Origin of the sequence: Paenibacillus selenitireducens, from assembly GCF_002021565.1 — a bacterium.
Classification (GTDB): domain Bacteria; phylum Bacillota; class Bacilli; order Paenibacillales; family Paenibacillaceae; genus Paenibacillus_K; species Paenibacillus_K selenitireducens.
The window spans coordinates 489,975-506,289 of the sequence record NZ_MSZX01000005.1; the positions used below are offsets into that span (position 1 = coordinate 489,975).

13 protein-coding genes and 2 pseudogenes are annotated in these 16,315 nt (G+C 41.6%); 4 read left to right on the forward strand and 11 right to left on the reverse strand.

Going from position 1 to position 16,315, the window contains the following annotated elements:
* Nucleotides 1-7: 7 nt before the first annotated feature.
* Complete coding sequence (locus BVG16_RS15520; protein ID WP_078499568.1) at nt 8-805, forward strand: Cof-type HAD-IIB family hydrolase; 798 nt, start codon at nt 8-10, stop codon at nt 803-805.
* 268 nt (nt 806-1,073) lie between these two features.
* Complete coding sequence (locus tag BVG16_RS15525; RefSeq protein ID WP_078499569.1) at nt 1,074-1,706, forward strand: TetR/AcrR family transcriptional regulator; 633 nt, start codon at nt 1,074-1,076, stop codon at nt 1,704-1,706.
* 211 nt (nt 1,707-1,917) lie between these two features.
* Here BVG16_RS15525 and BVG16_RS15530 read toward each other — a convergent pair whose 3' ends face one another.
* Both BVG16_RS15530 and BVG16_RS15535 read right to left on the reverse strand, forming a co-directional pair.
* Nucleotides 1,918-2,448 carry a GNAT family N-acetyltransferase gene (locus tag BVG16_RS15530; RefSeq protein WP_078499570.1) on the reverse strand — a complete coding sequence of 177 codons (531 nt, stop codon included), beginning with the start codon at nt 2,446-2,448 and terminating at the stop codon, nt 1,918-1,920.
* A gap of 152 nt (nt 2,449-2,600) precedes the next feature.
* Complete coding sequence (locus tag BVG16_RS15535) at nt 2,601-3,242, reverse strand: FMN-dependent NADH-azoreductase (protein ID WP_078499571.1); 642 nt, start codon at nt 3,240-3,242, stop codon at nt 2,601-2,603.
* Between the two features lie 227 nt (nt 3,243-3,469).
* On the opposite strand from BVG16_RS15535, the gene BVG16_RS15540 reads away from it, so the two are divergent.
* Nucleotides 3,470-3,976, forward strand: coding sequence for an RrF2 family transcriptional regulator (locus tag BVG16_RS15540; RefSeq protein WP_078499572.1), 507 nt, complete (start codon nt 3,470-3,472; stop codon nt 3,974-3,976).
* 317 nt (nt 3,977-4,293) lie between these two features.
* On the opposite strand, the gene BVG16_RS15545 is transcribed toward BVG16_RS15540, so the two are convergent.
* The 5 genes and pseudogenes from BVG16_RS15545 to BVG16_RS32475 form a co-directional block, all read right to left on the reverse strand.
* Nucleotides 4,294-5,166, reverse strand: coding sequence for a GNAT family N-acetyltransferase (locus BVG16_RS15545; RefSeq protein WP_078499573.1), 873 nt, complete (start codon nt 5,164-5,166; stop codon nt 4,294-4,296).
* 335 nt (nt 5,167-5,501) lie between these two features.
* Nucleotides 5,502-5,957, reverse strand: a complete 456-nt coding sequence (locus BVG16_RS15550; RefSeq protein ID WP_078499574.1) for a putative iron-sulfur cluster-binding metallochaperone — start codon at nt 5,955-5,957, stop codon at nt 5,502-5,504.
* A gap of 393 nt (nt 5,958-6,350) precedes the next feature.
* Nucleotides 6,351-8,414 (reverse strand): annotated as a pseudogene (locus tag BVG16_RS15555) (serine hydrolase domain-containing protein).
* Nucleotides 8,415-8,815: 401 nt separating this feature from the next.
* Nucleotides 8,816-9,274 carry a cupin domain-containing protein gene (locus BVG16_RS15560; protein ID WP_078499575.1) on the reverse strand — a complete coding sequence of 153 codons (459 nt, stop codon included), beginning with the start codon at nt 9,272-9,274 and terminating at the stop codon, nt 8,816-8,818.
* Between the two features lie 88 nt (nt 9,275-9,362).
* Nucleotides 9,363-9,474: pseudogene (locus tag BVG16_RS32475) on the reverse strand (ethanolamine ammonia-lyase reactivating factor EutA); the annotation flags it as partial.
* Nucleotides 9,475-9,945: 471 nt separating this feature from the next.
* Between BVG16_RS32475 and BVG16_RS15570 the strand changes: the two are divergent.
* Nucleotides 9,946-10,863, forward strand: a complete 918-nt coding sequence (locus BVG16_RS15570; protein WP_078499616.1) for a CPBP family intramembrane glutamic endopeptidase — start codon at nt 9,946-9,948, stop codon at nt 10,861-10,863.
* 484 nt (nt 10,864-11,347) lie between these two features.
* Here the strand turns inward: BVG16_RS15570 and BVG16_RS15575 are convergent, their stop codons facing one another.
* The 4 genes from BVG16_RS15575 to BVG16_RS15590 all read right to left on the reverse strand — a co-directional run.
* On the reverse strand, nt 11,348-12,763 hold the full coding sequence (locus tag BVG16_RS15575; RefSeq protein ID WP_144027396.1) for an alpha-L-fucosidase: 1,416 nt from the start codon (nt 12,761-12,763) through the stop codon (nt 11,348-11,350).
* An 89-nt stretch (nt 12,764-12,852) separates the two neighbouring features.
* Complete coding sequence (locus tag BVG16_RS15580) at nt 12,853-13,176, reverse strand: L-rhamnose mutarotase (protein WP_078499577.1); 324 nt, start codon at nt 13,174-13,176, stop codon at nt 12,853-12,855.
* Nucleotides 13,177-13,336: 160 nt separating this feature from the next.
* The gene (locus BVG16_RS15585; RefSeq protein ID WP_078499578.1) at nt 13,337-14,692 is read right to left on the reverse strand and encodes an ABC transporter substrate-binding protein; all 1,356 of its coding nucleotides are present in this window, start codon (nt 14,690-14,692) and stop codon (nt 13,337-13,339) included.
* 388 nt (nt 14,693-15,080) lie between these two features.
* The coding region (locus BVG16_RS15590) for an S-layer homology domain-containing protein (protein ID WP_144027397.1) at nt 15,081-16,315 on the reverse strand (1,235 nt) is incomplete at its 5' end.

Sequence of the window (16,315 nt, forward strand, 5' to 3'; positions counted from 1 at the left end):
ATTTAATATGGATGTACAAATCATTGCCGTAGACATGGATGGCACGTTTCTAAATGACCGCAAGGACTATAACCGAGATCGCTTTCTGAATCAGTATGCGCAGATGAAAAGAAAAGGCATTCGGTTTGTAGTGGCTAGTGGAAATCAATATTACCAGCTGCGGTCATTTTTCCCTGAAATTGAGCAAGAAATTGCTTTTGTTGCGGATAATGGCGCTTATATTATAGATGGGAAAGAGGAAGTGTTCACTGGTCGAATGTCTGATGAGACGATTGCAAAGACGCTGGAGCTTCTGAAACACTATCCATCCTCGAACATTGCAATATGCGGCAAACAAAGTGCTTATATGCGGCATGATGAATCAGATGACTATTATAACTATTCGAAACAATACTACCATCGATTACAGAGAGTAAAGAATCTAACGTCTATTGAGGATCAATTGTTTAAATTTGCCCTTCGTTTTCCACTTGAAGAACTGGATCAAGCACTTGCGAACTTGAAGCTTGAGTTAGCGGAGGAAGCTACGGCCGTATCGTGCGGTCATGGGGATGTGGATATTATTGTAACAGGCATTCACAAGGCGCACGGAATTCAGCTTCTTCAGCAAAGATGGCAGATTGCGGACAATAAGACGGCGGCTTTTGGAGATAGTGACAATGATGTCGAAATGCTAAGTCATGTAAATTATAGCTATGCGATGCAACACGCGAATGAACACGTGAAGAGGACGGCGAAATATCAGATCGGTTCGAATAATGCCGAAGCTGTGCTGGATGCGATAGACTTGCTATTAGATAAATAAAGACTCATGATCTCTCGATCGAAAACCTGAGATAAAAATAGCGAGAGTATAGTGAACGTGTCTGTCTACCAAGCCAATATAATACCCTAAACAAAGAAGGAAAGGCACCCTCGTGCCTTCCTTCTTCTTTTTTTCAATGCGGGTCCGATCGCAAAAATAAAGTAGCTTTCCCTTTTTCCTTTGCTTCACTCCTTTACAAACGGTCAACGGTTTGGGTTATGCTATAATATCTGAAGAAAATGTGACAACCATTCTAGGAGGAAAGTTAATGATAGATGGTAGAGAAAAAAAGGGAAATAAAACAAAAGAAACTTTATTACACGCTACAATCACTTTAATCGCAGAAAATGGACTAGAAGCATTAAGTGCCAACAGCATCGCAAAGAAGGCAAATGTTAGTAAAGCAAGCGTGTTTCATCACTTTGGTTCTATGGAGACAATGCAACAAGAAGCATTTATTTTTGCTAATGTGCTAATGAGTGAAGCGCTGGAACAAATTTATCAGGAAGCGAAGGAAACGGATTCTTTTGCGGAGATTATGCTCAAATATATTCTCTTCTTTATTGAAGAAAAAAATAAAGACTACTTAAATTTAATTAATGTTCAAATGCAATTTTTAGTGAAGGCTTCCTATGATACGGAGTTTGAAGAGCTTATCTATGGTAAAGACAGCGAGAAAACACCGTATGATTTCTTTGAGATTTTAGTGAATGATTTCTATGGTGATACGCTAGACGCGAATGACTTGGAGTTAGTGAATGATTTATTAGCAACTTATATAAATGGATTTGCAACATTTTTTATTTCTAAGGCAGACACAGAATGGCTTGTTGTATTATGGAAGGAAAATATTAAAATGATTGAAATCTACGTCCACTCATTAATTAAATCAAATTCATAATACATTTTCTAAAAATAGAAAATCCAACTTCGATATGCTATAACTATCCAAAAACCCCCTCGTCCTAAAGGCCAGAGCAGTCGGGTCTCAAAGAATCGGAGTGATACTCTTCCTTTAGTCTCAATAAAAAGGAGCAGCTGCCGTCGGCCAACTGCTCCCTGGTTCGTTGAACTACCGTTCCCCGTTAGTTCAATATAGGCAGAAAATCAAATCAATCTGATATTAATTTGGAATAGATATTGAGATCATTAAACTTTCCTTCTACTTTTCCATATTGTCTAAGTGTTCCTTCAAACGTAAAGTTGAGCTTTTGTAAAAGCTTTATAGAATTCACGTTTTCGGGGTCAACCTGTGCTTCGATTCGATTCAGCTTTAAAGATGTGAATGCGTGATCTAACAAAGAACAGATAGCTTCTGAAGCGTATCCTCTTCCCCAAAATGATTTAGCAATGTCATATCCAATTTCTGCTTTTTCATTTTCAAAATCAAAGGAATTATAACCACAAGAACCTATAATTTCATTGGACTCTTTTTTTATTATGGAGAAACGAATAGCCTTACTGTCTCGAGAAAGATCATCAAGAAGATTAATCATCTCTTTTGCTTTATTTTCATCAGTAAAACAACTAACATTCATAAATTTAGTAACATCTGGATCAGACCAAATTCTAAACAAACTAGACGAATCCGATACCTTCATTTTTCTCAAATGTAAACGTTCTGTGTGTATCTCTGTAATCAATACTTTTACCTCCATTATATTTTAATAGTTAGGTTTAAGATATTGATATCTGCGCATAATTCAGTCCCTTCATTTTTGAAGTTAGTATCATTATACAAGAGCTTATAGGATTTATCTACGATCGGCTTTTGTTGTTAAACTTTTCCGTTAGCTTATTTCACTGCTAATTTTGAAGCGGCTTCTTCAGCTTCTTTATAAGCTTTTTTTAATACTTCATCTCTGTCCAGTTTATCAGTACCTTGCACTCGAAGAATTTGATAATCTTCAATACCAAAAAAATTGAACATCGACTTCAAGTATTTATGCGAATATTCAACTTCGGTATACCAGTCATTATTGGTATAGATTGCCCCACTTCCTTGTATCACAAGCATACTTCTTCCATCTTTAAGAAGACCAACTGATCCCGTTTCTGTATATTTGAAGGTTTCCCTTGCAATCATAATATTATCCATATAATCCTTTAACTTTGATGGCACATTAAAGTTATGCACTGGATAAACAATTACATACTTGTTTGCACTTTTAAATTGTTTTAATACATCATTCATACGCTCTGTTACTTCTTGTTCTCGACTTGTTAGTTCTTGACCTGTTTTTAATTTTCCCCATGCACTTAAAACCGTTTGATCTAACATTGGTACTACGTCCTTGTACAAGTTAATTTGTTCAATAACTTCATCATTAGAATGCTTCTCTTTATAAATTTTCATAAAGTAATTAAATACATTTAGACTAAATGAAGATGTGGAATCGACTTCTGGATGTGCATTAATGACAAGCAGTTTGCTCATTGGATGTTTTCTCCTTTAAATTTAATTAACTTAATCTTAATTGTCTATTATATCAATCGTCGATAATATGAATCGTCGATTGATATAATAGACAATATAAAGGTTTCATAGCCTTTTGTCAAATTCTATAGGTTCTAAAGTTAGTTTTTGCTAATTTACAAAAAAACATTTAGGGAGTATAATGATTTTTTTGATAGCCTTTTTATAATGAAAGCAGGTGAGTCTATATGCAGTATAGTGTAATGGTTGAATATGCGTTGCATAGCCTTGTTTATTTAATAGACGTACCCGAAGAGGAAAGTATTGGAATAAAAGACCTTTCAGTATTTCAAGGGCTTTCAGAAACATATCTCTCAAAAGTTTTTGGTAAATTATCAAAGGCTGGTATCGTGAGTTCGACACCTGGTGTAAAAGGTGGTTATAAATTAGCTAAGTCCCCCGAAGAAATTTCTTTTTGGGATGTCATAGAAGCAGTTGAAGGAGTAAAACCTATTTTTCAATGTAAAAATGTTTTGAAAGATAATCTTATGCATCTAGATAAAGAATGCTCTTCCTGTGCATCCGCCAATTCTTCTTGTACGATTAACTTAACGATGCTTGAGGCAGAAGAATATATGCGTGAGTTTCTTCGTAATAAGACCCTTGCATGGTTAAATGATGAACTTAATCACGTTTTACCTGAAAAATTGCGGACAGATAGCCGAGAATACTTTATAAGAAAAAACTCCAACTAACTCAAAACCTAATTATTAATATAAACAAAGCCCTGAAAATCCTCTGCGAATTTTCAGGGCTTTATATATTTATTATCAGTTACCAACCTCGACATCCGAAATTTTCGGATTATCGGATAGGAAACATGAAATTCACTTTTTAAATTAACCAGAAGCTCCACTCTCCGCTTTACCACTATTTGTGATAAGGTTCTCCGCGCTGTCTGTAACGGCAAGTTCTAGTTCTTTGCGAACTCGGTTAGAGCTTAATTCTCTAGAATCTACTTGAAAACTTGTCCTGAAAAGGAGAAAGAGGCGCTTGAGTAGCGCCTCTTCACTTAGCAAATCATATCGACGGAAATCACATAGTAATGAGACTCCGCAGTCACCTCAAACCCTATCGACTGATAGAGGTATAAAGCATTTCTATTTTGAGTGACCACTCCAAGGCGAATCTGAAAACATTTCTGATCTAGCAAGATTTTAACTACCCCTGAAAGAATTTCACGGCCGTATCCTCTGCCTTGGCACGAAGGAAGCACACAAAAGTCATGTATAACCGCAGTATTCGTATCAATATAATTGACTCTGATCATCCCAACCGGAATCATGCTGTCCAAAGCAATGTAAGTAATCCGTTCCGGTTCCCTTGTACGTGTGAAATAATTCCTAGTCCAGGGCTCTGAATCGCCAAAGGCTTGTGATGAACATTTAACCATGAACTCTAAATCCTGATCTTCTTCTAATCGTACAACTAAACTGGAGTGACTTGATACAACCGTTTGTGCCCGATTGAAAACCATGGAGAATTCAGACGTTGCAAAGCTAGCCCCTAAATGCAGTATACAATCAATCCCTGATTCAGAATTTGAAGGTATTCTAAAGCGACAAGTTTGTATGCCATGTATTTGCATATCTGATGCGGCACGTTTCAGTAAGCCGTGGAATATACCTTGGCGACGAAAGTCCGGGTGAATCATTCCGTTAATATTAGCTTGAATGCCATCCGAAGTATACCAACTGAGAAATCCGATTAACTGGTTATCGATCTGGAAAAGAAATGCCTCATCTCCGTTTATCTCCTTAAGGCTTTCTATGCCCACCCTCAAACTTGACCTGTCGGATGTCTTGCAAAGGTGTTCTAATATTCGGATTTGATCAATCGAATGATTTGAGAAGTCCTTCATTTTACTAATTTGATATTCTTGCATCTGGTACCCTCATTAAGAAGGAAATACGCAGTTTATGGACGAGTAGGCGTTATCCTTCTAAATTCTGTCCACCTATTAATAGTTACCAATGGAACCGCCTCCTCAATAATGTATTTACCATATTTTATAGTAATGAAAATAAAAGTCAATGTCTTCACTCTAAACCAGGCTATATTTCAACAAACTTGCTGCCGTTATTTGTGATACGGTTCACCGCGCTCGATCTTAAACTATACTGCCCGTCAGCCAACGGTGTATCATCTGAAGTGGAATGCAATACTCTTGGACATGCCCCGTAACCACATCATAATGAGTGTGTCATATAGACTTTCTGCTTATATCTTTTTGAGACTCCGTACAAAAGCATTCACATTACCTAAGCAACAAGTCCCTTGGGGGTTGTTTACTTCACACCCACATCGCCCCGACTGGACATGAGACTTGATTTGGTCAGCAGGTTTTTGGTCGGTGCCAACGGCCTGAAGAAGCCGCTCTCTCGTCCAATCAAAGCAGTAACACACAGGCACATCTGCGCTCTGGTTTTTTTGGTACACTGGCACCTTTAGGTCATTCTCCACAAATGTTTGTGAATGGTTCCCGCTGAAGTAGACGATAGAGCAAGCAGGGTTAGAACAAAAAGCGTAAAAATTCTCGGATTCAATGGTTTCTAATGTCGACGCTTTAAGCAGGGACTTGAGTGTTAAGAGTTGCACGTTCTTGCCCTTTTCGCCGCAGAAAGGGCACTTCGTTTTTACAGCTTCTGTATTATTTGATGGTGCACAGCAATCCATTTGAAATCACTCCCTATGTCTATGAATTAACTATTTGTACTTCCTCAGATAATTATCGTACCGATTGGTAGAATAGTAAATCTACACTTTGCTAAACTGCCCGTTAGTTTAACAAAAATGGCATCTTTTCAACTTGCCTGCTGCCGATGAGATCATATCGGGAATCAAACAAAGTTCTTGTCATCAACTGTTAGATGTGTATAAATCATTGTTGTTTGTATAGATGAATGGCCTAATTGATCCCTTAGCTTAGGCACATCATTTTCGGATGACAAGAACGGACGAAATTGTCTATTAGTCTAGACTATGGACTAGGGCAATGAGTGTAAAAAAACAGTAGGACGCCTCTCATGCGCCCTACTTGTTCTTGTTAATATCCACCTTGAATTGGATTTACTTCAACGTGATTCCAAATTCCACGTTCGGCGCGCCAGCAAATACAATCGTACCGTTCTTCGGCAGCTGTACTTTGTTGTTGCCGCTCAAAAAGCTAAAGTTGATGCACTCTCCATTTTCATCATATACTGCGAATGTACTATTCGCGGGCAGCGTCACGGTCATCGTTTTCCCTGCTGCCCTTTGCGGGATCGTAAACCATTTCGCATGCCCATTCGCTTGCAGCGTAACTTTGGACGATTGGCCTGCAAAGAGCGGTTTTACATTTGACTCGTTCACGAATAGCATTTCGGCCTCTTCCATGTATTCATGGCCGCCCTCTGTATAGAAGCGGGCTTCACTTGTATCGCGGCCTGCCAACACGGGGATCTGGATCTGATGCGCCGCTGTGTTCGGACCTGTTATTTTTTTACCCTCCCAATAGCCAGGAAAATCTTCCTCACGAGTAATCTGGTTTATAGGGAGAGAGAAATACATCATAGAGTTGAATTTTTCATTCACAAGATAGTACTTGAAGCCATCCCGCTTCTTCCAAGCAGAGGCAGTTTCCTTGGATAGCTTGTTATCTTCTAACTTTTCAGCTGCATACTCAGACATCGCATCTTGCCCCAATCCAGGCTCCATGCGATATGAATTCCTTTTCAAATAGGTGCGTCCATTCTTCTCGGTTACAAAGCTGAGCTTGGAGGTACCATCTTTGTTGACAAAACTTCCATCCGCAGTGTACACATATTTTTCCTCTGGTTCGGGAGCTAAGAACAATTCCCCATTCTTCGAAATGTTTAGTTTGAAATGGCTACTGCTATCGCCGTAATATCCTGCTTGCTTCATCACCTCTTGCGGCATCTTGGCCTTAACAGGTTTGCCAAATGATTTGCCCGGCTTGACGGCCTTGATGACGCCCTTTTCTTTAAGCGCCGCTAGTAGCAATTCATTAGCTAGCAATCGATTTGTAGAGCTACGGCCGTCGGAGGACAACACAGCCGCTGCCATTTTCTGTTCAGGAAGCACGACTAGCACAGCATGCTGCAATAGCGTGTCGCCGGTTTTAGCCAAGCCCTTGATCCCATATTCGTTGAATGGATATAACTTCACACTATCCCAACCGAGGCCATAATTGAACATACTATCTACATCCCCCGGCCACATTCCTTTTTCATATTCCTCTTGCTCCATCGCTTTGACTGCCTTGGCTGAGAGAATCCCTTCGGTCTCTCCCATAAATAATTGGGAGAATCGCACCATGTCTTCTGCCGTAGAAGAGATGCCCCCCGTACCAATCATATTCTGCGATTCATTCGGAAGCTGTCCTTTATATGTAGGAAAATAAAGCCCTGCCCGCTTGATGTCTTCCCCTGGGTCTTGCGATGTCTTCGTATGATTTAACTGCAACGGCTTTGTAAAATGGTGATGTAGAAAGGCGGTAAAGCTCATGCCACTAACTCTTTCCACCAGAATCTCAGCCAGTGAAAAGCCGTCGTTGCAATATACTGAGAACGCACCTGGCTCCGCCTTTAAGCTCTGGCCGGATAATCGCTGCAACAATGTATCATGTTCATAGGTATTATTATCCTCGAATAAAAGATCATTGCTGTAAGTGGAACCTTGCAGGCCGGAGGAATGGTTCAATAGCATCCGGGTTGTAATCCGTTTGTACCGTTCATCCTTCATCTTAAATTCAGGGATATATTGGGTGATAGGCGTATCTAAATCGATCTTACCTTCGTCCACTAGCTTCATCACTGCAGCTGCCGTATACATTTTACTTACCGACCCAATACCGTATACAGTATCTTTGGTCAACGGCTATTTTCCTTGCATGTCGTTTTTACCGGTCTGACCCGACAAAATAAGGTTCCCATTATCAATCAGTGCATACTGCACGCTGTATGACCCATGGAACTTCGTCAAGATTTCCGCTTTCTCCGCCGAAATCTTCGTAAGTCCTGGTTGACTCGCTACTACTGAAGTCTTCTTGCTTGGAGCCGCTATCGATCCTGTTGGTAGAATCATAGGGAGTGACAATGTAACGGCTAGCACCCATGCGAGTTTATTTTTCACGTCATGACTTCCTCTCTCTAACTAGGTATGTGTTCAACAAATCCTAGTTTAGTTTTTTTAGGATCCGGGCGAAATTGTCTATAGTCTAGTTTTAGTTTGGACTAAAGTCCGGGGCAATCGGATCATATAGATGACAATCATTTTTGACAACAATATGATCCAATAAAATAAAAAAACCGCGATTTACGCGGATCATAATCGGATTATATTGTTGACATTCGACAGATGATGATAAATTACGTTTATCCTACACTCACATAGTAGTACGCAGTTCTTGGGAGTGACAAACCCAAAACAGTGAGACAATAAAAAGAATAAGGCGATGCCGCAAGGACATCACCTTCTAAGAAATCAGCCTCCGATATAAACCGCTTTTCCTCCGGCGAGTAGAAATTAGAATGTTACGCTTGTTCTGCCCAGTTAGCCGGATATGTTACATAGATAAATCGTGCATATTCTGGCACAGAAAATTGAATCTTACTTCCTTTTGGAATCAGGATCACTTCTCCTGGACCAGCTGACACCTTTGTACCATCAATGATAACATCCAGATGTCCCTCAATTACATAATCAATTTCATCATAGTTAAGTGTCCAGTCAAAGGTTGTTTCTTTCATCTCCATGATACCGCAGCCAAGTCTTGGACTTTCCTTTAGCGAAAAAAGATCTTTACAATAGACGATATCATTAGGATTGCCTGTATCGAGACGATCCTCTTCTGTTACTTTCATATTTGGCACTTTAACAGAAGTAATCCCTCCAGGACCTCTATGAACGTTCTGTTCAATAACATCAGCCCCTACTTTTTCCATGATAATTTTACGAACCATCTCTTCAATCATCTTTTTATCGATACTCATGAGTACCCTCCTCTATTTCTTAGGTGCAGTTTTTTAGAACCATTTTTCTTGCAATGAGCATAGCAACCATTACAGCTGTGATACACTTTTGAACATCGATTCTGTTCTCGGCTAAAAGGAGGTGTGAAACAAATTTCACTACGGTATATGACTTCTTTCTCTGTAATCACAATACGCGGAACGGAAAACGATGACGCCATATTCTGGTTTCTTCTGCCATTCCCTCATCTCCCATACCAGAGAATAAACACAAAGAGGCCTAAAGTTATACCGCTTCCTATCAAGTAGGAATGCTATAACCTTAAGCCTCTTTGCTTTAGTAAGACTACGCCTTTGTAGTCCTCTATTACATTTTAAACGTGAATGAAACTGTTGTTCCACACGCTGTAGATTCAAATTGCATGCTCCCTTTTAGTTTATCCTCTACATAGCTATTTACAATAGATAAACCTAAACTTTTTGTGAACATTCTTCAACGTTGAATCCTTTGCCATCATCTATTACTCAAATCGTGCAAAAGCCGTTGTTGGAACTCAACGGGAATCAAACGTTATTCATAAGAAATTAGATTTATATAGAAAAATTGGAAAAAAAATCTTTTTTAAAAAGGTTTTTTAAAACATCATAAAGAATTAATACATATCGAGTCTTTTATAATAGAAAGGGTGGCTATATTGAATTCTTTATCAGAATCAAATGATACATCGTCGGGTCTAAAGAAATATTTCGAATCCCGACCGTTAACATCATTTTTTATCATGGCATATCTATTCTCGTGGATTATATTAATCCCTTTTATCTTATCTCAATGGAATATTCTCCCTGATACGAAATGGTTTTCTATTTTCTTTGTTGCCAATGCATTCGTAGGTCCTATGCTTTCATCTTATATTATGATTCGGACTCTTGAAGGCAAGGAAGCATGGCGAAACATAGGAAAAAGCATCAGACAGGTAAGAGTCGGATTGAAATGGTATGTATTTTCCCTTTTGGTAATTCCTGCTATCGTGTTTTTGGGAATGGTACTATTAAACGGAGAGCTGCCTACTTTCCACGGTCTTACTTTTCAATTTTTTGTTACCTATCCCATTAATTTGATTGTGGTTTTCTTTGGTGGAGGACCTTTCCCTGAAGAAATCGGATGGAGAGGATTTGCTCTGCCACGGATGCAATCCCAATTTGGACCCTTAAAAGCAACGCTGCTCCTTGGTATTTTGTGGGCGTTTTGGCATCTACCGCATTTTTTAACGTCGGCACAAAAGGGCGGGCCTGGTTCTGACCTATCACTTCTCTATTTTAATTTGCCTAATTTTATCGTGCTGTGCTTAGCCACTTCGATTATTCTCACGTGGGTGTATAACTGCAATCAGGGCAACCTATTTATCGTCATGCTGGTTCATGCGAGCTTAAATACATTTAGCATCATACAGCCGTATCTTGCCAATTCAGTTCTGAAAAATTTAGATTTATCTGTCAGTATAGGATTAGGATTATTCGCTTTGATTATTCTGTTCTTAACACGCGGTAACCTTGGATATAAATATCCTTCCGAATTAGAATTCGGTAACAAAGAAAATATAAGTAAATAACATTTATTTATGGTTCCTGATTCAACAAAAGAAGAATATATAACAAAAATAGGTGATAGGAGGAAATATAAATCCGCCTCCGATATCATCCATCCGATTCTTTTAAAAGAAAATTCCCTTTAGTAATAAAGGGAGTTTTTTTAATGGTTTTTCGTATTGTGAGTAAATTCACTTAAACTATCAGGTGCTTTACAGATAATCCGGACCTGATTAATTGCTCTAGAAATGGCGCTCCTGATTCCATGTAAAATAAAAAAACCGCCTTTTCCCAATTGGGTTTGAAACAAGATGAATTTATAAATTCTATACAGTTAAATAAGGGAGCACAACACGGTGTTGTGCTCCCTCTTATTTCAGAGGAAAGTATTGGTGTTATACACCAATTCTCTTGAAAGTAAATAGCTGGACAATCATTCGATTAAAAACTTCTTAAATTCACTTTTAAGCCAATGCAGATTCTGAGGCAGTAGTCGTTGATCAACACTTATGCCTCCTCGCCCTTCTGCATGCGGAAAACATGGGCGATCGGAGCTTGCCCGTTCAATTCGCAATCTGGAAGCGTGATCGAGATTCCTTCTGGCGTACGCTCAACCTGCAGCAAGGCGTCGCTTCCAACAAGATCGATACCAGAAACGGGCTCCAAATGAGGAATATGAACCACCTTGGAGACGGCAACATCTGCGCTTTCATACAAGTACGTACAGTACACGGTATTACCTTTCGAAGTGAACGCGCAGGAACCGACAAAATATGGCCCGCACACGCGTGTGCCGTATACTGCCTCACCGTAAACCTTCATCCATGCGCCCAATTCCTTGATACTCTTGACAGCCCCGGCCGGCAATCTTCCGTCGGGCTGAGGACCTACGTTCAGCGCCAAATTACCGCCTTTTGATACGACTTCCATCAGCATGTGAACGAGCTCCCTCCCCGATTTATACTGGTCTTCGTATTTAAAGGCCCACTGTGTGCCCATTGTAATGCAGCTTTCCCACGGTACGTTCAGCGGATGCTGCGGAATCGCTTGCTCTGGCGTCACATAATTTTCGTAAGGCCCTCCGACTGTACGGTCCGCGGACAGCAGCCACGGCTGCGTCTGACGGGCGCGCTCGACGACCTCACCCAACCGAATGTCCTGCTTAACCTGGTCACTATCTTTTACCCAGCCCGCATCCAGCCACAAAATATCGATCCGGCCGTAACGGGTCATCAGCTCCATGATCTGCTCATGGGTGAAATCGACGAATTGCTCCCACAGCCACGGATATTCCTCGGAGGAGTACGAAGGCCCTCTCCACGTATCGCGGCCCCGCTCCATTCCTGGCGCCCAGTAATACGGCGTATGCCAATCTGCCTTAGAGAAATAAGCGGCAATCGCAAGCCCCTTGCTGCGGAAAGCATCAAACACATGCTTGCAAACGTCGGCATAGCGATGTGCATAAAACGGCGTTTCGGAGCCGGTAATCCGGTAATTCGTCGTATGCGTGTCCCACATGCAATATCCGTCGTGATGCTTTGTCGTAAAAATCAAATATTTGAACCCGCCTTCGGCGGCGATTTCCGCCCATAGCTCCGGCTGGAAGCGGAACGGATTGAACGTGTGGTTCAGGCCGAAATATTCGCGCTTCATCTCTTCGTAGTCGCTCGTCCAGTCGACATCTTTACGCGCCCAATCACCGTCTTCGTCACTGAGAATCCAGGAGGAATCGACCCCGATCTGCGAATAAGGTCCCCAATGCATCATCAGAGCCAATTTCTGATCCTTGAACCATTCCAATCTTTCCAGTGTAATTGGATTTTCCGGCTTCACCCAATTCGTCTCGCTGCTGTATCCGTGGACGCCTTCTTTCAGTTCCGGCGGATCTGCTTGCTCAAGTACCTTGATATCCATATCATTCATCGAATTGCCTCCTTCAGTTTCTCCTCGCCATATCGAAGTGAATTTAAAACGACGTCGATGACTCTCTTCAGATTCTTTTGATAAACGCCCTAATCCATATGAAATACTTCCTCCATGGTGGCCCACCATTCTCCTTCCGAAGCGGAATTAACGGGTTCCTGGCATGGATCTGTTAGTTTCCACCACGCTTGTGTGTTCGGATCAGCAGCCATGTTAGCCATATCCTTCTCGAAATCTTGTCCCGTGTATTCTAAATAACTAAAAAGATACCCATCTCGGTAGTATATAGAGTAATTTTGGACATTACTTTCTTTTAACCGATGTAATACTTCAGGCCATACTGCCGTGTGCAAAGCTTTGTATTCGGCTAACCTATCCATTTTCACCTTAATGCTCCATCCGTATCTTTTCATTGTCATCCCTCTTTTGGCGCAAATTTAAAAAAGTGGACAAACATAGCGGATTTGTCAGTATCCAATTTTCGGCATCGTACGACACTTCCGGGCCACCGAGTACGATGAGCAGCCCGGGTTTGACTTTCTTCAGCATGGAGATGACGGTATGCCAGCGGCTTTATTGTTTCTCCCTTTTCTCCTTAACGATTGTCGTGTACTCATCGTCCATTTTTCTTAAATACGTTTGAATGTCGCCGCTCGAATCCAAAAACTTTCGTATTTGGTCCCGAATATAATTTCCTCCGAAGAATAAGGTTTCAGGCCCGTACGGAGAATAAGCAGGTTCCGCGTCTTTTATCGAATAAACGCCCTTTAAATTCAAGTTCAGCTCCTGCAGTCCTTTCGCTGCGCCGAATTGTTCATGAATTTTCGTATCCGCTAGTGGGGAAGGAACCCCGATCCGAGTGAGTGTGAGCTGATTTTCATCCGACAAGATACATTCGATCACTTTAAAAGCTTGCTCCTTATGCTCGCTATGCTTATTAATAACCCAAGGGTATGCGAAGTTCGACGGTCCGACTCCCGGTTTATCCGGCCAGCTCGGAAAGCTGACCATATCAAAATTTAATCCTTCGATGGTCGTAAAAGAAGGCGTTCTATAAATATGTTCAACCTGCATCGCGACATTGCGGTTTTGGAAATAATCTTCGACATCCTTCTCGTAATTGCCCGGAATGCTCTGCATTCGCTTCAACAAATCGAAAAACTTGGCAAAAGCGGGGTTTTTGGAGAATTGGGTTTCGCCAGTCGCGGGATCGGTTCCGGTAGCTGACAGCTGGGCGAAGGCTTGTTCCATATTGAGAAAATTGATTCCGCGATACTTCACTCCATCCACCTCGGTCGTCAGCTTTTTCGCAAGATTGATGACTTCATCCCAGGTCATACCGTCAGTCGGATATTTGACGCCGAATTTATCGAAAATTTCTTTGTTGTAAAATAATCCAAATACCATATCTTCCGCGGGAAGCCCTAGTAATTGATTCTTTCCTTCCGGATCCCTGGCTCTGACCGCTTCGACGGTCCCCGCTCTGAACCTTGTCAAGTCATACCGGAATCTTTCGATCATGTCATCCAGTGGATAGGCCATATCCATTTCTTGAAGCACGTCAAGCCCGTCGTGCGCCAGCATGATATCGGGAAAGATGCCTTTGGCGTTCAATTCCTGCAAGGCCGTCGAGTTGACCAGCTGCTGCAGCAGCTCCAGTTTGATATTCGGGTATTTTTTGTACACCGTATCGGTAACTCTTTCTTTCAGCATGTCCTCGCCCCATGGAAGCATAATTTTCAAAGTAAGGTTTTCATCCATGTTTACGGCGGGTGCCTCCGGATTCTTTTCCAGGTCTTGCTCGTCTTCCGCCTTCTGCATATCGCCGCCATTATCCGTCTTCCCTGTTTCTTGCGATGCGCATGCGGCAAAAAGGAATAAGTTCAAAAGCATAACAATCACGACAATAAACCCTCTTTTATTTGCCATTCGGTATGACTCCCTTCGATTACCCTTTTATGAATGCAAGAAAATCAAAATCAAGCTTGCCATAACGAGCCTTGTTCATCGAACCGGTCAAGGAGTTGAAGCGATTTTGACTGTTTTCACCTCTTGTCAAAAGCGCTGCGGAATTTCCAATCTGCCCCGAAACGGTAAATGACAAAAGCGAATTCGGCGCTGGACGGGAAGTTCGTCGTGTTGAGAGCAAGCCCGCCAAGCCAGCCGGCGGGAAACCCTACGTCTATTCACAGGTACTGGCCTCATTTCCATCCGCCTTGCAGGTGTTATTCCTTTCTCGAACCGACCATCACCCCCTTTACAAAATGCTTTTGGATAAAAGGATTTAGAATTATGACCGGCTTGGGAGTTAACACGATTACTGTAAAACTCTATTGAGCAAAGCTGCTGCTTCTGCACGGGAAGTGATACCGCTCGGAACGAATTTGTTTGCATCGCGTCCATTAATCAAATGAAGTGCCGCCGCCGCTCTTACTGAATCAAGCGCCCAGGCTGCCACAGCGGATTCGTCAGTAAAGGAAGAAGCCGTATATTCGTTCAACTTGACGTCTTTCAAGATAACATACGCCCGCATCATCATGGTGACCATTTCTTCACGTGTGATTCTCGCATCGGGATTGAAAGTCGTTGTGCTTGTTCCATGAATAATGCCTGCTTTGACCGCTATGGAAACCGCTTCCTCGTACCAGGCACCCTTCGACACATCCGTAAATTTCGATTCGCCCACAGATGTCAGGTTCAACGCTTTGACAAGCATAGCCGTAAATTCGGCCCTTGTTATGGAACGCTCTGGCTCGAACATTGTCGCGTTAGTGCCGCCAATAATTTGCTTCGCCGCTAACTGTTCGATCGCATCGGCCGCCCAGTGTGTGGAATTAACATCAATAAATGATTTCTTGAATTCGAGCAACGCATATTTACCGAAATGGTGAATCTTGGCGACCCATTCTCCGTTAATAAATGTGCCTCCCACATATTCCAGCACACCATTGTCTGCCAAATAGTAAATGCCAGTCCGTTTCGGATTTAAGGAAGGATCCGCTTTGAATCGAATCGTCATCGGTTTGTCGTAGCTGCTCAAACTTGTCACTTTACCGTCTTTTCCGACAATCGATAAGCTAAAATGAATTACATTGCCAGAAAGTTTAATTTGTGCGTGTGTGGACGATTGCCCTATCGCTAGAAGATTTTTCGCATCGGGTTGGGATAAGGGAGTCATGATCAGCTCGATCGTACTGTTTTGTTTATCTATTGCTGACAATTTATCTGATAATGATTTAAGCAATTCAGCGGGTACTTCCAACGTGAATAGATCCGCTTGAATTACGAATTGATAATTTCCGAGCAGTTCGGCTGCATTAGCAGGAAGTACAATTTTCTCTTTATCTTTGGCTACGATCGTCACAACCCCATTGGAAGCTGGAGCGGTAAGGTCTTCCTTTTTCACGATAAGTGTATGAATATCGGTATTTCCATTGGCTGTACCACCACCAGTAGAAGGGATACTACTGTTCCCACGGTTACTATTCCCGCCACCCGTGTCCTTTGGCTTGAACGTAACATGGATCATATGGTCGGCGGTTATGTTGGCAA

What these genes read in the sequence shown, in the direction of transcription:
- BVG16_RS15520 (WP_078499568.1), top strand. Translation starts at nt 8, where the DNA reads ATGGATGTACAAATCATTGCCGTAGACATGGATGGCACGTTTCTAAAT.
- BVG16_RS15525 (WP_078499569.1), top strand. Translation starts at nt 1,074, where the DNA reads ATGATAGATGGTAGAGAAAAAAAGGGAAATAAAACAAAAGAAACTTTA.
- BVG16_RS15535 (WP_078499571.1), bottom strand. Translation starts at nt 3,242, where the DNA reads ATGAGCAAACTGCTTGTCATTAATGCACATCCAGAAGTCGATTCCACA.
- BVG16_RS15540 (WP_078499572.1), top strand. Translation starts at nt 3,470, where the DNA reads ATGCAGTATAGTGTAATGGTTGAATATGCGTTGCATAGCCTTGTTTAT.
- BVG16_RS15545 (WP_078499573.1), bottom strand. Translation starts at nt 5,166, where the DNA reads ATGCAAGAATATCAAATTAGTAAAATGAAGGACTTCTCAAATCATTCG.
- BVG16_RS15550 (WP_078499574.1), bottom strand. Translation starts at nt 5,957, where the DNA reads ATGGATTGCTGTGCACCATCAAATAATACAGAAGCTGTAAAAACGAAG.
- BVG16_RS15560 (WP_078499575.1), bottom strand. Translation starts at nt 9,274, where the DNA reads ATGAGTATCGATAAAAAGATGATTGAAGAGATGGTTCGTAAAATTATC.
- BVG16_RS15575 (WP_144027396.1), bottom strand. Translation starts at nt 12,763, where the DNA reads ATGAATGATATGGATATCAAGGTACTTGAGCAAGCAGATCCGCCGGAA.
- BVG16_RS15580 (WP_078499577.1), bottom strand. Translation starts at nt 13,176, where the DNA reads ATGAAAAGATACGGATGGAGCATTAAGGTGAAAATGGATAGGTTAGCC.
- BVG16_RS15585 (WP_078499578.1), bottom strand. Translation starts at nt 14,692, where the DNA reads ATGGCAAATAAAAGAGGGTTTATTGTCGTGATTGTTATGCTTTTGAAC.